The sequence below is a fragment of the Candidatus Megaera polyxenophila genome (genome assembly GCF_029982035.1).
In the GTDB taxonomy this organism is placed as follows: domain Bacteria; phylum Pseudomonadota; class Alphaproteobacteria; order Rickettsiales; family Rickettsiaceae; genus Megaera; species Megaera polyxenophila.
Window position 1 is genome coordinate 641,734 of the sequence record NZ_CP104166.1, and the last position, 22,914, is coordinate 664,647.

Annotated in this window: 21 protein-coding genes and 1 tRNA gene; 12 read left to right on the forward strand and 10 right to left on the reverse strand. The window is 35.1% G+C overall.

All coding sequences use genetic code 11. The annotated features are described in order from the left end of the window. Positions 1-59: 59 nt before the first annotated feature. Both N3Z16_RS03460 and glmS read left to right on the forward strand, forming a co-directional pair. Entirely contained in the window at positions 60-1,049 is a 990-nt protein-coding gene (locus N3Z16_RS03460) for a DapH/DapD/GlmU-related protein (protein ID WP_282486741.1), read from the forward strand. A gap of 2 nt (positions 1,050-1,051) precedes the next feature. Next, positions 1,052-2,857: a glutamine--fructose-6-phosphate transaminase (isomerizing) gene (glmS, locus tag N3Z16_RS03465; RefSeq protein WP_282486742.1), complete on the forward strand. Its 1,806-nt coding sequence runs from the start codon at positions 1,052-1,054 to the stop codon at positions 2,855-2,857. Positions 2,858-3,346: 489 nt separating this feature from the next. Here glmS and N3Z16_RS03470 read toward each other — a convergent pair whose 3' ends face one another. After that, on the reverse strand, positions 3,347-3,976 hold the full coding sequence (locus tag N3Z16_RS03470; protein ID WP_223938828.1) for an MJ0042-type zinc finger domain-containing protein: 630 nt from the start codon (positions 3,974-3,976) through the stop codon (positions 3,347-3,349). Positions 3,977-4,065: 89 nt separating this feature from the next. Between N3Z16_RS03470 and dapD the strand changes: the two genes are divergently transcribed. The 5 genes from dapD (at position 4,066) to N3Z16_RS03495 (ending at position 8,258) form a co-directional block, all read left to right on the forward strand. Then, positions 4,066-4,890 (forward strand): 2,3,4,5-tetrahydropyridine-2,6-dicarboxylate N-succinyltransferase, encoded by an 825-nt coding sequence (gene dapD / locus N3Z16_RS03475; RefSeq protein WP_282486950.1) that lies wholly within the window; start codon positions 4,066-4,068, stop codon positions 4,888-4,890. Positions 4,891-4,894: 4 nt separating this feature from the next. After that, positions 4,895-6,043: a succinyl-diaminopimelate desuccinylase gene (gene dapE / locus N3Z16_RS03480; RefSeq protein WP_282486744.1), complete on the forward strand. Its 1,149-nt coding sequence runs from the start codon at positions 4,895-4,897 to the stop codon at positions 6,041-6,043. A gap of 32 nt (positions 6,044-6,075) precedes the next feature. Further along, positions 6,076-6,160, forward strand: a tRNA-Leu gene (locus N3Z16_RS03485). 48 nt (positions 6,161-6,208) lie between these two features. Further along, positions 6,209-7,732 carry a trigger factor gene (gene tig / locus N3Z16_RS03490; protein ID WP_282486746.1) on the forward strand — a complete coding sequence of 508 codons (1,524 nt, stop codon included), beginning with the start codon at positions 6,209-6,211 and terminating at the stop codon, positions 7,730-7,732. Between the two features lie 205 nt (positions 7,733-7,937). After that, positions 7,938-8,258 (forward strand): DUF2672 domain-containing protein, encoded by a 321-nt coding sequence (locus N3Z16_RS03495; RefSeq protein WP_223938832.1) that lies wholly within the window; start codon positions 7,938-7,940, stop codon positions 8,256-8,258. Between the two features lie 255 nt (positions 8,259-8,513). Here the strand turns inward: N3Z16_RS03495 and N3Z16_RS03500 are convergent, their stop codons facing one another. From N3Z16_RS03500 to N3Z16_RS03540, 9 genes are all read right to left on the reverse strand, one after another. After that, positions 8,514-8,987, reverse strand: coding sequence for a sensor histidine kinase (locus N3Z16_RS03500; protein WP_341850340.1), 474 nt, complete (start codon positions 8,985-8,987; stop codon positions 8,514-8,516). A 153-nt stretch (positions 8,988-9,140) separates the two neighbouring features. After that, a complete protein-coding gene (locus tag N3Z16_RS03505; protein ID WP_282486747.1) occupies positions 9,141-11,330 on the reverse strand; it encodes a sodium:solute symporter family protein in 2,190 nt (729 codons plus the stop codon). A gap of 306 nt (positions 11,331-11,636) precedes the next feature. Continuing rightward, positions 11,637-12,656 (reverse strand): cytochrome d ubiquinol oxidase subunit II, encoded by a 1,020-nt coding sequence (gene cydB, locus N3Z16_RS03510; RefSeq protein WP_282486748.1) that lies wholly within the window; start codon positions 12,654-12,656, stop codon positions 11,637-11,639. A gap of 5 nt (positions 12,657-12,661) precedes the next feature. After that, complete coding sequence (locus N3Z16_RS03515; protein WP_282486952.1) at positions 12,662-14,059, reverse strand: cytochrome ubiquinol oxidase subunit I; 1,398 nt, start codon at positions 14,057-14,059, stop codon at positions 12,662-12,664. Positions 14,060-14,514: 455 nt separating this feature from the next. Continuing rightward, positions 14,515-14,958: an IS200/IS605 family transposase gene (tnpA, locus tag N3Z16_RS03520; RefSeq protein WP_282485655.1), complete on the reverse strand. Its 444-nt coding sequence runs from the start codon at positions 14,956-14,958 to the stop codon at positions 14,515-14,517. Beyond that, positions 14,870-15,442 carry a hypothetical protein gene (locus tag N3Z16_RS03525; protein WP_282486749.1) on the reverse strand — a complete coding sequence of 191 codons (573 nt, stop codon included), beginning with the start codon at positions 15,440-15,442 and terminating at the stop codon, positions 14,870-14,872. The genes tnpA and N3Z16_RS03525 overlap by 89 nt, the downstream gene beginning before the upstream one ends. A gap of 163 nt (positions 15,443-15,605) precedes the next feature. Further along, complete coding sequence (ltrA, locus tag N3Z16_RS03530; RefSeq protein WP_282485624.1) at positions 15,606-16,907, reverse strand: group II intron reverse transcriptase/maturase; 1,302 nt, start codon at positions 16,905-16,907, stop codon at positions 15,606-15,608. Positions 16,908-16,910: 3 nt separating this feature from the next. After that, on the reverse strand, positions 16,911-17,123 hold the full coding sequence (locus N3Z16_RS03535; RefSeq protein ID WP_282485625.1) for a hypothetical protein: 213 nt from the start codon (positions 17,121-17,123) through the stop codon (positions 16,911-16,913). 257 nt (positions 17,124-17,380) lie between these two features. Beyond that, positions 17,381-18,562, reverse strand: coding sequence for a patatin-like phospholipase family protein (locus tag N3Z16_RS03540; RefSeq protein WP_282486751.1), 1,182 nt, complete (start codon positions 18,560-18,562; stop codon positions 17,381-17,383). 186 nt (positions 18,563-18,748) lie between these two features. Here N3Z16_RS03540 and obgE point away from each other — a divergent pair, with 186 nt between their 5' ends. The 5 genes from obgE (at position 18,749) to N3Z16_RS03565 (ending at position 22,884) form a co-directional block, all read left to right on the forward strand. Further along, positions 18,749-19,750, forward strand: a complete 1,002-nt coding sequence (gene obgE / locus N3Z16_RS03545; RefSeq protein ID WP_282486752.1) for a GTPase ObgE — start codon at positions 18,749-18,751, stop codon at positions 19,748-19,750. 222 nt (positions 19,751-19,972) lie between these two features. Beyond that, positions 19,973-20,413 carry an NUDIX domain-containing protein gene (locus N3Z16_RS03550; RefSeq protein WP_282486753.1) on the forward strand — a complete coding sequence of 147 codons (441 nt, stop codon included), beginning with the start codon at positions 19,973-19,975 and terminating at the stop codon, positions 20,411-20,413. A 56-nt stretch (positions 20,414-20,469) separates the two neighbouring features. Continuing rightward, positions 20,470-21,462, forward strand: a complete 993-nt coding sequence (trpS, locus tag N3Z16_RS03555; RefSeq protein WP_282486754.1) for a tryptophan--tRNA ligase — start codon at positions 20,470-20,472, stop codon at positions 21,460-21,462. Positions 21,463-21,472: 10 nt separating this feature from the next. Next, on the forward strand, positions 21,473-21,946 hold the full coding sequence (locus tag N3Z16_RS03560) for a GNAT family N-acetyltransferase (RefSeq protein ID WP_282486755.1): 474 nt from the start codon (positions 21,473-21,475) through the stop codon (positions 21,944-21,946). A gap of 17 nt (positions 21,947-21,963) precedes the next feature. Beyond that, positions 21,964-22,884, forward strand: a complete 921-nt coding sequence (locus tag N3Z16_RS03565; RefSeq protein ID WP_282486756.1) for a bifunctional GrpB family protein/GNAT family N-acetyltransferase — start codon at positions 21,964-21,966, stop codon at positions 22,882-22,884. The last annotated feature ends 30 nt before the right edge of the window (positions 22,885-22,914 follow it).

A 22,914-nucleotide genomic window follows, 5' to 3' on the forward strand; every position in this document is an offset into this window, starting at 1 on the left:
AAATTTTGTGTAAACTGCAGCATTTTACACCATTTATAATAAAGAGTATATCTGTTTTCATGGATCATAAGGTTTTTTTCATAGATTCGGAATATAGTACCCATGTGGTAGCAGCTAAAATGATAAAGCAATTTGCTCGAGATACCATTAGCTGTGGTAAACTAAAAACGTCTTTACCTCATGATAGTGTGCTGCTTGTTAAAACTAATCTTATAGGCCTTACTGACCAAACTATTGAATCATTGGTTGAAAAGAAGAAAAACCATAAGGTGCTAATTGGCTTATTGGATTCTGAACCTTGCATAGCTCTGGTTAATGTTAATTTATTAAACGATTTTTCGCCCGATATTAACTTATTTTATGATAATATTAATCCAGAATGGTTGTGTTGTAATCTAGATTCATTTGAGCTTAAGCTATTAAATAGTAATTCCAAAGTGGTTGCTTTTGCTCAAGAAATACAAAATAGGTTGCGAAAAGATGCAATTGACAGGGGAGTATATTTACAAGATCCAGATACCACATATTTATCATATGATACTACTTTTGGAAAGGATGTATTAGTCGAACCTAACGTCTATTTTGGCCATAAGGTTAGAATAGATAGTAATGTTCATATTAGAGCTTTTTCTTATTTAGAAGGCGTGGAAATAGAGAAAGAATCTAAAATAGGGCCATTTGTGAGGATAAGAGGTGAGACCAGGATAGGAAGTAATGTAAAAATAGGAAATTTTGTTGAAATAAAAAATTCTACCTTCGGTATCGGTACAAAAGCATCTCATTTATCCTATATAGGAGATGCCACAATTGGCAGTAATGTAAACATAGGTGCTGGGGTGGTTACTTGTAATTATGACGGCTTAAAAAAGTACAAGACAGTAATTAAAGATAATAGTTTTATTGGCTCTAACAGTTCTTTAATCTCACCTCTTACAATTGGATGTAATTCACTTATAGGGGCTAGTTCCTTTATCAATAAAGATGTTCCGGACTACACTTTTGCTATTGGTCGGAGTCACCAACTTATGAAACCTAATAGGAGAAAATAAATATGTGTGGTATCATAGCTGGCGTTACTAATAATAATATATTACCTGCGTTAGTAAATGGCCTTGAGAAATTGGAATATAGGGGCTACGATAGTGCCGGGCTTGCTGTAATCCAAAATAATCAAATACATTTAGTTAAGACCGTAGGCAAAGTCGTAGAGCTAAAAAAACTTTTACCTCAGAAAAAATTAGACAGTAATATAGGAATTGGTCATACAAGGTGGGCAACACATGGTGTGCCAAGTGTAGTCAACGCTCATCCACATACAACTGATCGGATAGCATTAGTCCATAATGGAATTATTGAGAATTATAAAGAGCTAAAGCACGAGTTACAAGGTTTAGGATATGGATTTAAATCTGAAACTGATACGGAGGTTGTGGCTAATCTACTTGATTACTATTTTTCATTGAATAATAACCATATAGAAGCCTCTAAGCAGACTATTGCAAGATTGGAAGGGTCATTTTCTTTAGTATTTATGTTTCATGATGCTGAGCTGTTATTTGCAACTTGTAAAAAAACTCCTTTAATTCTAGGCTTAGCAAAAGATGCTACTTACATTGCTTCAGATATAGTAGCTTTTGGCAGTAATGTAGGTGAGGTAGTGTATTTTGAGGATGAGGATGCAGTTTTAATTAGTCTAAATTCATATCAGATTTTTGATAAAAATGGTAATCCAGTTAAGCGTACTGTTAAAAAATCTTCATTAGTAGAAGAAGTATCTAAAAAGGATTTTCCGCATTTCATGCTTAAAGAAATATACGAACAGCCAATAGCACTTGAGAGGGCTATCGATAAATATTTAAGAACAGATGAATTAAGTAAAATAAAGATAGATTGGCAAAATATTCAGCATATAAAAATTTTAGCTTGCGGTACTGCTTATTATTCAGGGTTAGTTGCTAAATACTGGTTAGAAGAATTAACTAACATTGCAGTGGATTTGGAAATTGCATCTGAGTTTAGATATCGTACTGTTGCTAGGAAAAAAAACGAAGTTACAATTGTAATTTCTCAATCAGGGGAAACTTTAGATACACTAGAGGCTTTAAAGCAAGCAAAAGCTAACGGTCAACCTATTATTTCAATTGTAAATACAGAAAATAGTTCAATTGGCCGAGCATCTGATTATGTATTACCAATAATGGTTGGTCCTGAAATAGGTGTTGCTTCTACTAAAGCATTTTTGGGACAATTAATGGTTATTGCTGCCTTAGGATTAAATATAGGTCTGAAGAACCAAAATATTTCTAATAATAAGGTTGAAGAGCTAAAAATTTTATTGTCAACAGTACCTAGTATGATTACAAAAATTTTGTTACAAAGTGACAAAATAAGAACTGCTGCTATGCAAATTAAAGATTTTCCGAGTGTGTTATTCATTGGAAGGGGCAATTTATATCCTATCGCCCTTGAAGGATCGCTGAAATTAAAAGAATTATCATATATACATGCTGAAGGTTATGCTGGGGGTGAACTAAAACATGGTCCTATTTCTTTAATTGACAGTAACATGCCAATAGTTGCGCTAATGCCAAATGGCAGTTTATTTGAAAAAATGTTTTCAAATTTACAGGAGTTAGGTGCTAGAGGAGGTAAATTGTTAACTATTGTCGGTTCAAGTAATGTAGGAAAGGTAATAGATTCATCATATTGGACTCTAGAAATACCTGATTGTGAAGAATTTATTGCTCCAATGATTTATTCTATACCTATGCAGCTACTTGCATATTATACTGCTGATTTAAAAGGAAATGACATAGATCAACCACGTAATTTGGCTAAAAGCGTTACTGTAGAATAGGTGGATTTTTAGTGATGGCAGCTTTAAGATTATAGGAAACAACTGTTGGTAAAAGTTCAAAAAACCTTTTTGACAAACCTCAACTTGGGTTCAGAGGAGTTATATCTTCTGGAATATAATCTAGAAATCCCTATTAATTGCTTTCTCTATGATTTGAGATTTATTATTACATCCTAATAGAAAGGCCAATTATATAGAGAATTTAGTAAGCCAAGTAAATTAATATGAAAAAAATGACATAAAAGAGATAGAAATTGGAGAAGTAAACAATAAAATAGATACAGTTTAAGGCATGACCAATAAATTCGAATTCTGTAAAAAATATAAGACATAACCCTCTCTTTGCAATCTGATAAAATAATAAATAATGTAAAATATTTTGGTATTGCGGGACTAAAATTGCCTCCAGGGGGCATAATCAATCGGAATCTCTTTCGGTGTTTTTAGATCATAAAGTAAAAATGCAACTGGAAGTATAACCAATAAATATTAATGTAAAATAAAATCCAATTTATTACCTATCATTATATCAATATTTGCATGAGGGGGAACATCTCCCAATTCCGTGTTAATAATAACATTTTGTGACGGAGAAAGTTTGATATTATTATGGTTCTCAATTCTAGAATTGATTAACCTGTTATTTTTATCAAATACTCTAATTCTAATTAAAGGGATTTTTATGCTTTTATTAGATAAATTGGTTACTTTATAATTAATTGTTGTTTTACCAAGCTCTTGTTGATTATAGATATCGCTAATAGTTAAATCTTTATTATTTAAAATAGACGGAATGACAAAACTACCCTGAAATAGAATTGCAACCATAAAAATAATCATACTTACTAATAATATTGGCAAACCGTATAATAAATGTGCTGGAACTTTTATCGGTAATAGCACTGGTAAATTTATTCCATTACCAAGAGGAGGAGTTTTTGTAGACAATGATTCTACCTTTGGTTCAATCCTTACTTGCCTAAAAGGTTTTTGATGCCAAATGTTGAAACATTTTGAACATTTTACTTTTCTACCATTTTTCCCTATTTCGTCAGCAGTTACGGCAAATCTGGTATAACATTCCGGACATGTAATATACATAGCTTTATTATTTTTCAAAAATTTATTTCCTTATTTCTAAAAACAATTTACCTAAACAAAAAATAAAGTTATTTGTTACTTGGTTTCACTTTTATTTAGGGTCAATGATGCAAGATTATATTAGAGCAACAGAAGAACTTTGGCAAATAAGAGATTCGTTAAATGCTAGAAATGATGAATACCTAAATGCAAAAAAAATTATTGACGAAATAATTTTTCTGCTGGGCGAGGGAAAGATCGTTGTCTGTGAAAAAAATAAAGATCAATGGTACGTTAACGAATGGGTAAAAAAAGCCATTTTACTAAATTTCAAAGTTTCTGAAATGAAACTTTATGATGGTAATTGTATGAAATGGTACGATAAAGTTGACCCGCAGTTTTTAAATTTTTCTCAAGATTCCTTTGAGAAAAAGGGATGCCGAATCGTCCCCGGCGCATTCATCCGCCAAGGGGCTTATATAGGTAAAAATGCTGTGGTGATGCCTTCTTTTATAAATATTGGTGCTCATGTTGGGAGTAGTACAATGGTAGATAGCTGGGCTACTATTGGTTCGTGTGCCTATATCGGCAATAATTGCCATATTTCTAGCGGATCTGGAATTGGGGGAGTATTAGAACCCCTACAAGCAAAACCGGTAATCATTGAAGATAATTGCTTTGTTGGAGCTGGTTCACAGATTGTAGAAGGAATAATTGTAGAAGAAGGGGCAGTGATTAGCACTGGGGTTTTTATTGGCGCGTCAACAAAAATTGTTGATCGTAATAACGGTGATATTATTTATGGTAGAATTCCTGCCTATTCAGTAGTAGTACCTGGGGTACTTCCATCTTCCAAAAAGGACTTGCCAGGAGTTTACTGCGCAGTTATTGTAAAACAGGTTGATAAAAAGACTAGGGAAAAAACAAGTCTTAACGAGTTACTTAGAGATTAATTATATGGCTATAGAACAGGTTTTAGAAACTCTTGCTAAATTAGTTAGCTTTAGATCGGTTACCCCTTATAGTAGTGGGTCACTAGAATATATTGCTAAATTATTAACTAATGCTGGCTTTTCTTGTGATATCGAAGTTTTTGGAGAAAAAGAAGAAGAAAAAACTACAAATCTATATGCAAGATATGGAAATGGTAGCCCTAATATATGTTTTGCCGGTCATATAGATGTTGTACCACCGCTAAATGAAGACCTATGGGATTATAACCCTTTCGAGTTAAAAGTTATAGGAGAAAAAGTATATGGCCGCGGCACGGTTGATATGAAAGGTGCAATTGCTTGTGGTATAGTGTCAGCTTTAAATTATTTAAAAATTTATCCAAGTCCAAGTGGTTCTATTAGTTTTTTGTTAACTAGCGATGAAGAAGGTTGTGCAAAATTCGGTACAAAACCGATGCTTGAATATCTTGCTAAAAAAGGAGAAAAAATTGATTTTTCGATCTTAGGAGAACCAACAGCTAGAGCACATTTCGGAGATACTATAGCTATAGGCCGTCGTGGCAGTGTTAATTTTGTACTAAAGATTATAGGCAAACAGGGGCATGTAGCATATCCGCATACTGCAATTAATCCAATTACTAGCGCAGTAAAAATTGCTACAAATTTAATGAATATAGATTTTGATAATGGGTCGGAGTTTTTTGAGAAAACAAATCTGGAAGTTACTTCATTTGATGTAGGGAATAATGTAGTTAATATTATTCCAGAGCAAGCTACCCTTAAATTCAATGTTCGGTTTAATGATTTCCACAGTGCTAAGTCCATATTTGGAATCGTATTGGAGGTAATATCAAAACACGAAGTAATATTTGATTTGCAATATGAATCATCAGCTGAGTCTTTTGTACAGAAATACTCCGAAAAAATGAAAAAATTTACTGCTATAGTGCAAAACCAATCTCAGATTCCACCAAAAATAGATACTAATGGAGGCACTTCTGATGCTCGTTTTATTCATAAATATTCAGAAATTGTGGAGTTTGGACTAAGCTTTGATCAAGCTCATAAAATTAACGAACACACCCAAATTAGTGATTTACAAAGTTTGTATAACGTGTATTATAATTCCTTAGTTGAATTCTTACAAAAATAGCTAGATTTTTACAGCTAACCCGAATTCATAATGCGGATGTGGCGGAACTGGTAGACGCGCTAGATTTAGGTTCTAGTACCGCAAGGTGTGGGGGTTCAAGTCCCTCCATCCGTACCAAGTTTATAATTTTTATATCAATTTTTCACTAAATCTTTAGGCTTAAGTATGAATATTACCGAAATAAAAAATGATAAAACTGATTTTCACGTTAAAGTAACTATTCCATCCAAAGAGATCAGTTCTGAAATTGAAAAAGAGCTAGCTAAATTGGCTAAAGATGCAAAAATTGATGGTTTCCGTGTAGGTAAAGTACCTACTTCTTTTCTTGAGAAAAAATATGGTGCTTCTCTTAGAGCAGAAGCTGTAAAAAACAAGATAGTTAAGGCAATAGGTGATATCACAAAAGATAAGAATTTACGTGTACTTATGGATCCAGAAGTTGAGGATATAATAGATGAGGAAAATAAAGATCTGGAATTTACTTTGAAATATCAGTTGTTTCCAGAAATTACTATGCCTGATTTTAAAAGTATTTCTATTGAAAAACCAATTTTAGAATTGAAAGATAAAGACATAGATGAACAAATTGAGAAACTAGTTAGTACTTCGAAAGAATATAACAAAGTAAGTACATCCAAAGCCAAAAAGGGAGATCAGGTAACTATCGATGCAGTTGGATATGTAGATGGTAAAGCCTTTGCTGGCGGGAAATTAGACTCGCATAAACTTGTCCTTGGTAGTGGAGTTTTTATTCCGGGTTTTGAAGACCAGTTAATTGGAGCTAAAACCGGTGATGATGTGTCTGTCAAAGTCGATTTTCCTAAGGATTACCATGAAAAAACCCTTGCTGGTAAACCTTCTGAATTTAAAGTTAAAATTTTAGAAATCCATAGTGAAAGCGAGGTCAAGCTTGACGATGAATTTGCTAAAAAGTTTAATTTCGAAAAACTCGAAAAATTAAAAGAACAAATTGCAAAAAATATGCAGGAAGTTTATGAAGAACCAATAAAAACCATGATGAAAATGGCTCTTTTCGATAAACTGGAAAATATGCTGGAATTTGACGTACCAAAAACTTTACTTGATAGAGAAATTAGTATTTTAGAAAAACAAGCTGCCGAAGCAGAAGATAAAGAATTAGAAGAAAAGTCCTCTAAAAATAAGGAAGCTTATTTTATAAAATTGGCTTTGCGGAGGGTTAAACTTGGGTTAATGCTTGCGGAATATGTCAAGATTCATAAGTTAGAAATTGATAAAAGGGACATTCAAAAAGCAATTATGGAGCAAGCAAAAAACTTTCCGGGTAGAGAAAATGAAATTATTGATTTTTACTTGAAGCATCCTAAGGCTTTAGAATCCTTAAAAGGGCCGGTTTTGGAGGATAAAGCGGTAAAAACTATTTTTGAAAAAGAAGTAAAATTACTTGAAAAATCTTATAGCAAGGACAAGCTGGAAAAACTCCTCGCAAAAAATGCTAATGATCATTTACCTGAATCTAGTCATGATGATCATCTACATAGGCCCTCACATGAACATATCCATGATGAAAATTGTAATCATGATTATGATCACGATGGTTATGTTAAAGCTCATAAACATGAGCATATTAACAACCCTGAAAATTTCCACGATCACAGTCGTGAGCGTAATGATAAAAGAGATCAGAAAAAAGCTAAGGCAAAAAAATAGCACTTTAACAAAGTTTATTGTAATTTAAATCTTAGAGTTCTTAAGCCTGTTTTTCCTTTTCCTGGAAATGAATTTTTGGGCTCTATCGTGTATTTAAGAATATCTTCCTTCCCTTGTGGAAAAACTATGAGTTGTAAAGGCTCTAAAAATCAAGTAATTATGTTGATAGTACGAGTTATTATTTTCTCTATATCAATATAAATATATGTCATTGTTTGAATTATTAGTTGTATTCGTAGTTGCTTTTCTTGTGCTTAAACCTGAAGACGTGCCTCATATAGCGAAAAAAATCAAAGAATTTTATAATTTTTTTACTACAACTAAAGCTGAAATAACTTCATATTTGGACTTAAGTCAGAAATCAAGCATTAAGGTTGATGAGGATATAGACCAAATAAACTTTTATTTAGAAAAAATAGCGAATCTTGGTGGAAAATATGAAGGAGAATATTCATTAACTAAAATCAGGGATTATTACCAAAAATGGCAGCGTCAAGTTAATGCAAACAAAGAAGACAAAGGTTAAATTCAAGAATTTAACAGCATACAATATTTCAATGTATTTCTCTAACTACATATTTAACCGCTGGAAAGCTTAATTAATCTATAAATAATCAGGGAATAAAAAGGCGCAGCATTAAAAACCACTATTTTGGTAATTTGTTTCCAAGAAATAGCCTTAAAGTAGAGCTATATTACCCAAGAAAACCATCATAAAAATCCTTGAAACCTATATCAAAACTCATTTTTCAATAGTTTTGATATTTAATAGCTAGATTCATCAACGGTTTTTAATTGCTTTCGGCAGGGTAAAGCTGATTGTAGTACCCGTTCTTTTACTCTCGGCCTTGATCTTCCCGCCATGTATTTCAATAACCTTTTTACACACCGCAAGGCCTACTCCTCTTCCGCCGGCAAAACTTTCTGTCCTTGAACTAACCGTAAACTCCTCAAATACCTCATCTAATTCATCAGGGGGGATGCCTATCCCCTCGTCACTAATGCTAAAGATTATCTTTTCATTATCATTATCCCGTTTGACGCTAATTGCAATAGTTCCGCTTTTGGCGTAATTGATACTATTGATAATTAAATTATCTATTGCCTGGCTTAGGTAGTATTTATCAATATTTAAGATGATCCCTTCTTCAATATCCAGCTGCCAGTTCCTCGTTCTGGTCTCTGGCCCTTCTTGCCAGTAAATAGTACTTTCTTCCTCATTCTCGTATAGCTTTGCGGCAAAGAGTAACCCTATCCTCTACTAGCTGGCTAAAGTCCGTCTCTGCTAGTTTTAAGTCATAACTTGGTTTATTCAGTTTTGAGAGGCTTGATATATTCGAATCAAATACCTCAAGACGAAGCGAGCTATCTAGTATCGTTTTAGCTGCTACTTTTCGCTGCTCATCATTTAATCCTGCACCAGTACCTGAGCCATGCTCGATATCCCCGTCATCGGAGCGTGATATTCATGCGTTATATTGCGAATAAAACGTCCTTTTAATGCTTCTGCTTCCCTGATCTGCTCCTTGTACATGTTTATCCGGCCACTTAGATGCTCGTTCTTTTCTTCAGTTAGCTCCTGATGCTCTTGTTTGGGTTTGAAAAACATTAATAATACCGCTCCGGCAAGTATTACCACATATATGGATACAAACTCAGGTGAACCGACTGTAAAATCAATCTCATTTATTCCAGCATAATATTTATATAGCTCTAAACCAAAGTAAAACCCTACTATGCTCATCCCTATCCCAAGCCGCCAACCGGTTAGAATCGTCGCTATTAATATATTCAGTACAAACAGGGCAAATTGTAACTGGCCAAATTTATTGACCATCACAAAGAAAACGGCAAATACAATCAACATATAGAAAATTACTATGTGCCACGCTACCTGCACTATAATCTCATGCTTTATCCTCGGCGGCCAAATCGGATACATCGCTATTACCACCCCTGTAACCATCATGATCTGATAAACAACTACAATCACCTTGCTTTGATCGCCTACAAGCTCTAACCTGGTCGAATACATGGTGCTAAAACCATATATTATAAAATATATCCCAAGCCACATGTAATTAAGCTCATCCTTCGGCGCTTTCTCCTTGCAAAACTCAATAAAGCTAAAATCCTGAATATTTCTTACCAAAGCACAAACCATCCGGCTTTTTTCCTTCTTGCTCTTTTCCAAATAGCTATAGTCCTTAATCCCTACCCAGCCACCAGCCTGCTTAAATATATAATGAAAGCCAAAAAGAACTAGCATATTGACGAGCATGGCAAATATTATACAGTTTAATTTAATACCTAAAACTTCCCATGAAACTACTGTTATAAAACCTGCAGCCATGGCAATTAAAACTGATTTTTCGGTGGTCCGAAAACCAAAAACAGCTAATAATAACGGAATACCAACAATTGGTAGGTAAAAACTTGCAGCGCTCATTACCATGGCTAGTAAGTCATTCGTTGATAGGGCGAGGTAAATTGCAAAAAGCCCTAGCACAAAACTAAATAACCTCGATAAAACTAAATGACCTACCTTTATATTCAATACCTCTTTGATGTCATACCCAAATAAGACAGCTGAGCCATTAATAAAAGAATCCGCACTAGACATCGCCATTGCTGATACCCCTATTATTAACAAGCCTTTTATTAAGGGTAAATTAGTATAATTATCAATTAGATAACTGGTAACTTGGTTAGGTTCTAAATCCGGTTTAATGGTTAACACTAAAAAAGGAATCCAAGCTATAATTAAATTAATGGTTATTAATAAAACAGACGCAATCAGCCAGGCTTTTCTAGCTTGGCTTATACTACTAGCCATAGAAATCCTTTGGAAGTTGATAGGACCTACTTTAGGAAATACAAAATAAAGTGCCAAAAGTATAAAATCTATTAGCTTATATCCTTGTAAGCTAGATAACCCTTCAAAATTGAAAAGGGGATTTTCTATTGCTTCCTCAACTGTAAAACCAAGCGATTTAAAATGATTCCAAATAATAACTGCTATTGTAGGAAGGACAAAACCGAAAGTAAAAAACTGTATTACATCAGTATAAGTTACAGCTCTGATACCACCGAAAGTGGAATATAATATTACTATCGTAGAAGCAAGAATAATTGCATAGGTACTAGGTATTCCTACAAAATAATTAAACAAAGTTCCAAATACTTTAAACTGAACCGCTATTCCTCCTACGTTCCAGATAATAGCAGAAATTGCCGTAATTAACCTTACATGCTTTCCATATAGAGTACCCATTACCTCTCCTACTGACAAAGCCCCCATGAATTCTCCCATTCTTGGGATTATAAAAATTCCGGTAATGAAAAACCCTAGTGATATACAAGAACTAGCTATCACATAAGGAAGACCGTCAGAATAAGTTTTGGAAAGAGTAACAAAAAACGCGCTACCGGTTACAAAGGTCGCAACTATGGTAGAAACTAGCGCTGCGGTGGAAAAATTTCTTCCGCCTAAGGAATAGTCACTAATCGTTTTTACTTCTCGGCCGTAAGCAAGCCCCACAACAAGGTTGGTAACCAAAAACGCTATAAAAATAATTATATCAATATCGAGACTCATATTTTAACTAAAAATCTAATATTCTAAATATACTAAAAGTTACACTACACTCTCACAATAGTCAACTTAGTATATACTCAGTTATTATAAAATATATCAATTTTTATTGATTGCTATTACGGATACTGTGATTAACCAATCGTTAAAATTTATATAATTGCTTGTTTAAGTTTATATTAATTAAGTTTTTTGAAAAGTGGAATTTAGGCTACTTTCATTATTAACTTAATAATGGTAGAAAGTAGCAGCACGCTACCAAAGCCGCCTAGCCACAAAGCAATAAACCAAAGCCATTGGCGTTTTTTATTAGTACATTCTTTCATGGCTAGTTTTGCCTCTAAATACATAGTAGCTATAAGCTGTGTAAATTAAAATAATCGGAAGAAATATAATTACTCCAACTAGTAACAAGGATTGAGAGGTAGACACCGCTGCAGCTTCCCAGATAGTAAATTTAAATGGAACAATCCAAGGATATAGGCTTATACCTATACCTAAATAACTCAGAAAGAATAGAACAATTGTTAGAAAAAACGGCCTTACTTCATTAGAGGATTTCAAGTCTTTCCAGAGCAATACAAACCCTAAGGCTGTAAATAGAGGAATAGGTAATAGATAGAAAAAATTAGGCAAACTAAACCATAGTTCTATAATACGTTTATCAATAAATGGCATAGAGATGCTAACTATAGCCATAGCTAGCCCCACATAGACAAGAACATAAGAAGCAATTCCTCTAGCCCAGCTTTGAGTAATATCTTCGGTTTTCATAATTAACCAGGTAGCGCCTAGTAGCGCGTAGCCGAATATCAGTGATAAGCCAGTTACAATGCTAAAACCATTAGCCCAATCCAGTGGACCTCCTGCAAAGCTTCTGCCATTTACTTCTACGCCTTGGACAAAATTCCCTAGTATTACTCCTTGCATAAAAGCTGCTAATAGCGAGCCTGCATGAAATGCTATATCCCAAATTTTACGATGTTCCTCTGAAGACTTGAAACGAAACTCAAATGCTACACCTCGAAAGATTAGGCCTAATAGCATAAATATCACCGGTAAATAAAGGGCGGGCATTAGTATAGCATAGGCTACCGGAAAGGCTGCAAACATTCCTCCTCCGCCTAGAATTAACCAAGTCTCATTCCCATCCCAAAACGGAGCAATAGAGTTCATAATTCTGTCTCGGCATTTATCAGAAGGGGCAAAAAGGAACAATATACCGCACCCCAAATCAAAACCATCTAGCAAGGCGTAAAGAAAAACTGCCGTTGCAATTAGAAATCCCCATATTAAGGGTAAATCAAGCCAAGAAGAAAAATCTAGCATTTACATTATCCTCTTTCTGTTTTTGGGGTTAATTCTTTGATAACTTGAACTGGAAGCATACTATGATCGTAAAATTCTTCCTTCTCGTCTCCTATTTTAGGACCTTTTTTAATAAGTTTTATAATATAATAGCAAGCTGTACCAAAAATAGAACTATATACTATAACAAAAGCTAGTAGGGTTATTGCTATTTGCGGGCCAATAACTGGAGATATACTCTCTGAGGTACGAAGCACTTCATAGACCGTATAGGGCTGCCTGCCAATTTCAGTCACGAACCAACCTGCAAGGAGGGCAATGAACCCAGAAGGGCTCATAACTATACACCAAAATTGAAACCAACGAGTATCAAACAACCTTTTCCGATAGTATAGGAAAAGCGCAAAAATACCGGTTATGATCATGGCAAAGCCTAAAGCTACCATCACCCTAAACGACCAAAAGACCGCTATTACAGGAGGCTGATCTTCAGGTTTCCATTCTTTGAGCCCTTTTATTTCACCGTCAAAACTATGTGTCAAAATAAGGCTTGCAAGTTTAGGTATTATAATTTCGTAATTATTGGTTTGGTTTTGTTGATCTGGAATAGCAAATAAACGCAGGCCAGCTCCTTTTTCGGTATTCCATGTTCCCTCTATAGCTGCAATTTTACGTGGTTGATACTCAAGAGTGTTAAGTCCGTGGGCATCTCCTATAAATAATTGTAAGGGAGAAACAAAGATGGCCATAAGCATAGCCATTCCAAACATAATACGGGCATGCTGTATATGCACATTTTTATAGAGATAGTATGCCGCAACCCCAGCTACTGCAAAAGCAGTTGTAAGATAAGCTGCGGTTATCATATGGGCAAATCTATAAGGAAATGAAGGGTTAAATATGATCTCAAGCCAGCTTGTTGGATAGAGAAGACCATCAGCCCTTATTTCGAAGCCCTGCGGGGTCTGCATCCAGCTATTTGCAGACAAAATCCAGAAAGCTGAGATTAATGTTCCAACAGCTACAATACAGGTAGAGAAGAAGTGCATATTACGGCTAACACGTCCCCACCCAAATAGCATTATTCCAAGGAAAGATGCTTCCAGGAAAAAAGCGGTAAGTACTTCATAACCAAGCAATGGTCCAATAACATTACCAACCTTGTCAGAAAACATGGACCAGTTGGTGCCGAATTGATAAGCCATTACTATTCCTGATACCACTCCCATGCCAAAACAAACTGCAAAAATTTTGATCCACATCCGGTAAATTTCTTGGTAAATAGGATTCTCTGTTCGCAGCCAGAGCCATTCTACAACTGCCAACCAGCTAGCAAGGCCTATGGTAAAGGCAGGAAAAATAATGTGGAAACTTATTGTAAAAGCATATTGGATACGTGCAATTAATATAGGATCAAGCTCTATCATGTAGTACACCTAAGCTGCATATTTCTGGGTATTTTATATTATAAAAATCTAAAAGTGTATGAAAAAATAGCTTTACCTTATCTTAAAACACCATAATTATATAACTTGTAACCATTTATTTATATTGGTTTCATTCTGTAGGTAGGCTCATGCTGCCACTTTTTTTCCTAGTAATGCAACTAATTTTAAAAGATAAAAATTTACATTACCGCTCCTGTAGGTTTTCTTTTAGATGAAGCTCTAACATACCATTGATTCATTACACCCTTTCGACTACCTAAATTTCCCTAGCTCTACTTACGTTTTGAGATTGTTGCTCTTTTATTTTTTCGCTCATTGATTTTGGATTTTCACGAGCAGTAGTAGCTTGTTTATTTTTTATAAATTCTTTGAAATCAGAATCTTTAAAATAAAAGAAATCCCCGCCGCAAGCAGCGGGGTATTTTAGAATTTTAGAAAAAAGCTAACTGATGGTCGTCATGCAGTTTCTTATATTCCTTGCCTTGATTTTTTACGTATTTTCCTATCATATTCTCATTTCCATGCTTACCTACCGTACTTGTGAAATATCCATCAGTCCAAAATTCTCCGCCCCATAATTGTTTCTTAACCTGTGGACATAATCTGAATATTTGACGAGCCGTAACACTTTTAATTATCGTTACTATTTTTGTTACGCTATAAGTCGGTACAGATTGTACTAAAAAATGTACATGGTCTTCATCAGTTCCTATTTCTAAAAATTTTATTTGATATCTCTTTTCTATCCCTAAACATACTTCCCTTAGCACTTGATCAACCGATACATCAAACACCGCTCGGCGATATTTTGCTGGAAATACCAGGTGATACAGTAAAACAGTAACATTGTGACTCTTGTGTATATATTTGCTCATCCCCACATCTTACGCCGCAAGCGGCGGGGAATATACCCAAAAGAGATTTAAACTCTGCCATGTTTTGGCTAAAAGTTTTACTTGGGTCAAATCTTTTGTCTTTCTGCATATCTATACCTAGAGTTCTAGCAAAATCCAATCTTACTGTTTCCGGTGTGAATGCATCGTTTAAAGCCCCAACTAAAGCTTTCACGGTTTTCGTATCAGCTGTAACCATTCCTGATGTTCGGGAAGTACCAGCCACGGTTATCGCATCTGTTAATACTTCTTCTTTAGTCTTGTTCTGCCAAGGACCATCTTTACAGAAATCCAATAGCACATTTAATTTTTCACTTTTGCCGCCGATAACCTTGTCTTTCCAGCTCTGGACAGTACCTTTGCTTTGCGAATCTTCGTATACCTTAAGCAGAAAATCCTTAAGCTCAAAATTAGGGTCTTTTATCGGCACAACATCATGATTATCTAGATACCTGGATGTTTGCATAAACCCTTTGATAATTAGGTAGACGCCGTGATAATTTCTCTTCCTCTAATTTCCTCTTAATTTGTTAATTAAACGATCATTACCACGACATCCCCCGCAGAACCGTGCTTGCAGTTTTCCCGCACACGGCTCTTCAATGGAACATTTGCTATAAAAGCTAGAATTAATACATTGGATAGCATATCCTCGGTGTCGGTAATGGATTCCATTGTAGATATTTTAGATATTGGTCTAAATTCATACTTTTCTTCTGACTTCTACGATTTATCCATTTAAATACAATCAAAAAGATCTTATTATAAAACTGCTGAAGACAGCGATAATTACCGCTAATTCCAAAGTAATTATAATGTCCCGTTAATTTAGATTTGAGTACTGGCCACCATTCTTTAAGACGCAATTTATTTCGTATTTGCTTTAACCACTCCTTAGTTTCTTTAAGTTTCCGACAGAGATTTTCTTTACTGGTCTTATGACCCATAATGAAATATCCTTGCCTACTCTTACCGCAATAATGCGTAAAACCAAGAAAGTTAAAAGTTTCTACTTTTTCTTTGCCTCTTCGAGCTTGTTTCCATACTTGTCGTCCAAATTTAAGCACTTTTGTCTTTTCTTCTGATACCTCTAGACCAAACTTTTCTAACCTTACGTGAAGTAATTTCAGAAAATTCTTTGCATCTTTTTCACTTTCACAACATACTACAAAGTCATCACAGTAGCGTATTAGCTCCATGTGTCCTTTTGCTTGTGATTTAATTTCTTTCTTAAACCATAAGTCTAGTACATAATGAAGATAGATATTTGCAAGCAATGGACTAATTACTCCTCCTTGAGGAGTTCCTACCTCAGTTGCTAACTGCTTTCCATCCTCAACTACTCCAGCTTTTAAGAATCTCCTTACTAACCATAATAAATTACGATCAATTATTTTCTCCTCTAAACATCGTTGTAGCCAATAATGATTAACATTATCAAAGAACCCTTTGATATCTACTTCTACAATATAGTTAATTGGTTTAGTCATAACCGCTTTGTCTAATGCTTTTACCGCATCATGACAGCTTAATTTATGTCTGAATCCATAAGATACATCCAAAAACTCTGCTTCATAAATCTGTTCTAAGATCTTCTTTAGCATAATTTGAACTAACTTATCTTCAACTGATGGTATACCAAGTCCACGCTTCTCATTCTTACCAGCTTTTGGGATATAAACCCTCTTCACTGGTTTAGGACAATACTGCTTTGACTTCATGGATGCCACTAATTGACCAAGCCTTTCTCTTAAATTCTTGCCATAAGCTTCCACTGTCTCACCATCAATTCCACAAGCTTTATTAGCCTTTAGTTCTTGATAGCATTCTGCAAGATTAGCCTCATTTACATGATGTATTAACGATGTAAATTTTAGTTGTTTATCTTGCCTCGCTCTCCTAGCTATCTGATTAAGTTTAACCTGCATCATTTATTATAACCTCAGTGTATTATTATGACTGGTACTTAACCAGGCTTCCCATTGCTGACCGCTTCCCCATGTACATAGCTTTCCTATGCTCCAAGTACTATCAGTCAGTCTGACTTCTTCTGTATCATTTGCCAGTTCTCGCCTGTTTTGACTTGTCCCGACATACTCTTCCGAGAACACAGAAGATCTCCCAAGTTTACGTAAACTCCATCTCATACCATGCCACGGACTTTGACCCCGATAGAGTGAATGATAACTTACCTTAACGCCACCATTCATACTGCCTTCCGCATAATGCAAAAACGTCGGCCTCTATGATCTTGAATATTTCGGAGCTCAATACCTTCACTTTCGTTGCGGCCTGATATGTCCTTACCATTGGCTTCATTGTGTTTGTCACCTCCCACAATGCAATGGTTAGTTCTATGCTGGTGGTTAGCCTTTGCATAGGTCGGATTCTCACCAACTGATTCTTACGCACTTCCCTTGGCGCACTGCAGATATTCTGCCTTTTCCTGGGCTTTATCAAAAGAGAGAGTCCCGACATCATCAGTATTTAGTACTACGGTATTTAAAGCATTTTCTCTCAATTTCTCATGGGTTTTATTTTCCTCTTCTGAATATTTAAAAATCCCCCCTACTCTTGCTAATACTTTAAAAACTACATCCATTAAAAACTTCACTAATTTACTAGGATCAACAATTTTTTCCTTTGCGCTGTAAATAGCTATATTAGCCGAATCATCCATACTAGAACCAAAAGCTAAGGCAAGAGTACGGCCAGTTTTTTTAGCAGCTTGAATTTCTGCAGGATTATCTGAAATATCCTGAGGGCCTGTTTCTTTATCCTGGTCGAAGTAGCTTAAAGGAATATTATCTCTGTACCCACCGTCAACATATTCCTTACCATTAATCTTAACTGGTTCAAATACTATCGGAATAGATGCAGAAGCTCTACATGCCATGGCAATTTCGACGTCAGGAGTATTTCTGCTATCAAAAATCTCAAGATCTCCCGTATCTCTTCGTGTTGCTGTAACTAGTAAGTCTTTGAATGTTTCCGGTGCGATAACCCGCAGTACAGCTAAATCTCCAAACAGAACTTTTCCTTCTGGATCTAGACTTTTTTGTCTTATTTCTTCAACCTCCTTCCCGCCGGAATCAATTATATTTTGTAAAACACTTTCTTGTCTTGTAAGTTCTTTTAAGGATTCTTCTTGTTCTGAAGGAGACAACGATCCTAGTGCAGATTTTTGTTGGTCTATTTCCTGTAAACGCTTGTTACATAGGCCAATTACATCATTTTGCTCCAAAAAGTCTGCAATATTACTACGAATAGTAGTTCTAAGTAATTCCAGTAGAGGCTTACCGTCCTTATTAATGAGAAATCCTTCCCCGAGTAACCCTTTGAGGTTCGTATCTTTAGTAATTTGTTTGTATTTCTCGCTACTAATACCTGTAGCTATCATAGCAGCAGTTAGAGAACCGGCTGATGAACCGGCAACAGCCTCAAGGCCTTTAAGTATACCTCCTTTAGATAAAGCTTCATGCGCTCCCGAGTAAATAGCTCCTTTAGCCCCTCCTCCGCTAAAACTGGCACATTTAAAAGGTTGGTTTTGGGCTGCCATTATTTCTTCAATTGAACTCTTTTTCATAACAAGATCACCACTCCAAATTACTTATACATTTTATGCGATTCTAGCATAAGTAGATTGCAATACTGAACTTTCAAATATTAATTGATGTGAGAATATTTAAATAAAGTGTTTTTAATGACAACAAGGCAAAAATTTGTTACAATCCCCAGTGTATTTTAACCAGAAAAGCCGCCAGAAAATAATATGCAATTTATAGACGAAGCCAAAATATATATCAAAGCGGGTGATGGTGGTAATGGATCAGTAAGTTTCAGGAGAGAAAAATTTATTGATCGAGGAGGGCCTGATGGTGGAGACGGCGGTAACGGCGGAAGTATTATTTTCCAAAGCAATTCCCATCTTAATACGCTGTTAGAATTTCGTTATAAAAGGCACTTTAAAGCTGAAAATGGTGTATCAGGCAAAGGGCGTAACATGACAGGTAAATCCGGTGCTCCGTTAATTCTAAAAGTACCAGTTGGGACGCAAATTTTTTCAGAAGATGGAAATTTGTTAATCCACGATTTTACACAAGATAACCAGCAATTTGAAATTATTCCAGGTGGAAAGGGTGGACTTGGAAATAGCCATTTTAAATCAAGTACAAATAAATCTCCTCGAAAACGAACAGAAGGAGAAATTGCCGGAGAAATGGACATTTATTTAAAGTTGAAACTTCTATCTGATGCCGGATTAATTGGCTTGCCGAATGTGGGGAAATCTACATTTCTGTCAAGAACTACGGCCGCAAAACCCAAAATTGCTAATTATCAATTTACCACCCTAAAACCTTCTCTCGGAGTTGTTTATGTCAGTGGAGAAGAATTCGTTTTGGCTGATATCCCAGGGCTTATTGAAGGAGCTCATACTGGAAAAGGTCTTGGGGATAAATTTCTTAAACATATAGAAAGATGCGGTGTACTTATTCATGTAATAGATGCAAACTCTCCTCATGTGGACAAAGATTATCTGACAATTAGAAATGAACTTGAATCATACTCTCCTCTGCTTAAGGACAAAACGGAAGTCGTGTGTATTAATAAAATTGATAGTCTAGGGGAGCGGGAACTGACAAAAAAAGTAAAATTGCTCGAAAAGGTAGCTAATAAAAAAATACATCTTATTTCCGGGTATTTAAATATCGGTCTTGAAGCAGTCCTTAAGCAAGCATTAATGGAAATTAAAGCTTGGCGGGATAAAACATAGTAAGTATAATCTAAAAAATCTAAAGTAAGCTCTGGATCGTTATATTTATTATTATAAATACACATCGATTCTGCGATATGATTTATGAAGCTAAAATTTATTAAATTCAGGTGCAGGTAGCAGAGGGATAATCAAATTCCTTGCAAAAAGCGGATTTTATAGAAATCTAAGGCGTACTCAAGTCGTTGGATTGTTGAGTGATGAGAAAATAAGAGATTAATTATGATGATAATACCACATTTAATTTTAAAGAAAGATGGTAAGATTTTATTAACAAGAAGAAGTCCAACTAATAAGATATGGCCTGGTCACTGGCATTGTATCACAGGCAGTATAGAGACTGGTGAATCCCCAAGAGAAGCTATTATTCGCGAAGCTGAAGAAGAGGTCGGAATCAAGATCAAGGGCATAAATTTAGAAACAATAATCTTTCTTGTAGAAAAAGATTATTTTGACCCTCTGAAAAAATTTTATGCCTTAGAATTATTTTTTGTAAGTCATTTGAGCGATGATCAAAAACCAACAAATTTAGAACCTTTAAAGCAGGATTCTCTGGACTGGTTCGATCCATATGAATTACCGAAGCCCATTATTCCAGGGGTTTCTTTTGGTATTAAAAGCTATTTTAGCAATCAACGTTATGCAGAATTTAGAAATGCCTAAAATTAATAAAAGCTCAATTCATCAACTAACTTATAATATTTTTACGTTCACGAAAAATGAAAAAAAGAATTTTAACAGGTGATAGACCAAGTGGTAGATTACATTTAGGGCATTATGTAGGTTCATTGCAAAGTAGGATCAAGCTACAATATGAATATGATCAGTACATTATGATTGCTGATGTCCAAGCTCTGACGGATAATTTTGAAAATCCGAAGAAGATTACAGAAAATGTTTTTGAAGTTGCCAAAGATTATTTAAGTGTTGGAATTGACCCTAGCCAAACCACAATTTTTGTTCAATCTCAGATTCCAGAAATTGGCGAATTAACAGTTTATTACCTAAATTTAGTAACTGTCGGAAGGCTAGAAAGAAACCCTACGGTTAAATCTGAAATTCAACAGAAAGGTTTTAATGATTCCATACCAGCCGGTTTTTTGTGCTACCCTGTTAGTCAAGCAGCCGACATAACTATTTTTCAGGCAGAATTAGTACCTGTCGGAGATGATCAAGTACCGATGATTGAGCAAACAAATGAAATCGTCAGGCGTTTTAACAGAATTTATGGCTCCGAGTGCCTAAAAGAGTGCAATGCTATTTTAAGCAATACTCCACGTTTAGTGGGAATTGACGGCAAGGCTAAAGCTAGTAAATCGCTAGGTAATGCTATTTCTCTTTCAGATACGCAGGAAGAAATAAAACAGAAAATATTCCAGATGTTTACTGATCCGGCTCATCTAAAAATTAGTGATCCAGGACAGGTAGAAGGAAATGTAGTGTTTACTTATTTAGATATTTTCCACCCTGATAAAGAAGAGGTTGAGTCTCTAAAAGCGCATTATAAGCGAGGCGGTCTTGGAGATATGACTATAAAAAATATTTTAAATAATAGCATTCAGGATTTACTCAAAGACATACGTGAAAAAAGGGAAGCTATAAAACAAAAAGATGTTCAGGAAATACTTTATCATGGCAGTGCTAAAGCATCTCAGCGAGCGAAACTCACCATGGAAGAGGTTAGAGAAGCCATAGGAGTTAAATATTTCTAAGATAGTTTTTATGAGCAGTATTGATAGCAAATTTAAAGAGGAATTAAAAATTGAGCATAGCCTAAGGCCAAGTATTAATGATATTGAGTTTTTAACCAGAAAGCTAAATGATGAAACTGCTGAATTAGGCTCAACTCACCCTTTTGCTTTCTTCATTCGCAATAATACTGACGAGATTATAGCTGGGTGTAATGGCTTTGTGGTATTTGGTGCGATATATACTGATCAGCTCTGGGTACATCAGGATTGGCGCAAAAAAAACTTCGGTCGGGAGTTAATGAAACATGTACACGATTACGGTCGCAAAGTAGGTTGCAGAATAGCTACGGTTGCTACAATGAGCTTCCAGAGTCAAGGATTCTATGAAAAATTAGGTTATAAAGTGGATTTTGAACGTAGCGGCTACGTTAATGGTTCTTCTTGTTTATTTTTACAATTAGCTTTAAGTGAAGATAGAACCAAAGCAATCAAACTTGTACCTTAGATAAGGATTGGCCTAAAATGTTTGAGACAGAAGCTATCAAAATCAGGGAGGCTCTTGGCCAAAATTGTGTGGCAGTACACCATATTGGTTCAACTTCCGTCCCTGCTCTTGCTGCAAAGCCTAAAATAGACATTACCACGGTCGTAAAACCATTTGCTCCTTTGGAGTGGTCGGTTAATGCTATGACAGATATTTTTGGAAGCTTAGGCTACACATATAAGGGAGAATGGAACATTCCATTTAAATATGGATTTACAAAAAGGGGAGATATTAATGTAAATCTTCATGTTTACGAAGAAGGGCATCCTGAAATAGAGGTATCGCTGCTATTTAGGGATTATTTAAGAAAAAATGACAAAGGGCGTGATGAATATGCTGCTTTAAAAGATGAGATTCTAAAAGACCCTTCATCTTCTACGAAAACTTATTCTATATTTCCCGCTTACACTTTAAGGAAAAATGATTTCATACTAAATATTTTAAAGCAAAATGGCTTCAAGCATACCAGGTTTGTAAAATGTGCTCATTATAATGAAGTTCAAGCTGCTAAATATTTTCGTCAAAAGTATTTTTTCGATAATGTGCCTATAAAAGATCCATATACTTGGACATTTAATCACCCTGATCACGTTCATTTTATTTTATATCAGGGAGCTTTAATTATAGGTTACGGGCATATTCGGCTCTGCTCAAATGCAAGTTCGGTTCTGCGAATTATTGTAATTGATCAAGAAAAGAGAAATCAGGGATTTGGAGGGTACTTTTTACAGTTAATCGAAAAATGGTTGAAAAATCAAAATTATCGAATAATTCACGCCCATTCTTCTCCAAAGGCTATAGAATTTTACAAGAAATATAACTACTATAAAATGCCGTTTAACGATCCTGACGGCTATGAAAGCGACCCTGTTGATATACCAGTTGGCAAAAATTTATGAGTATTAATTAGGACTCAAAATATAAATAAG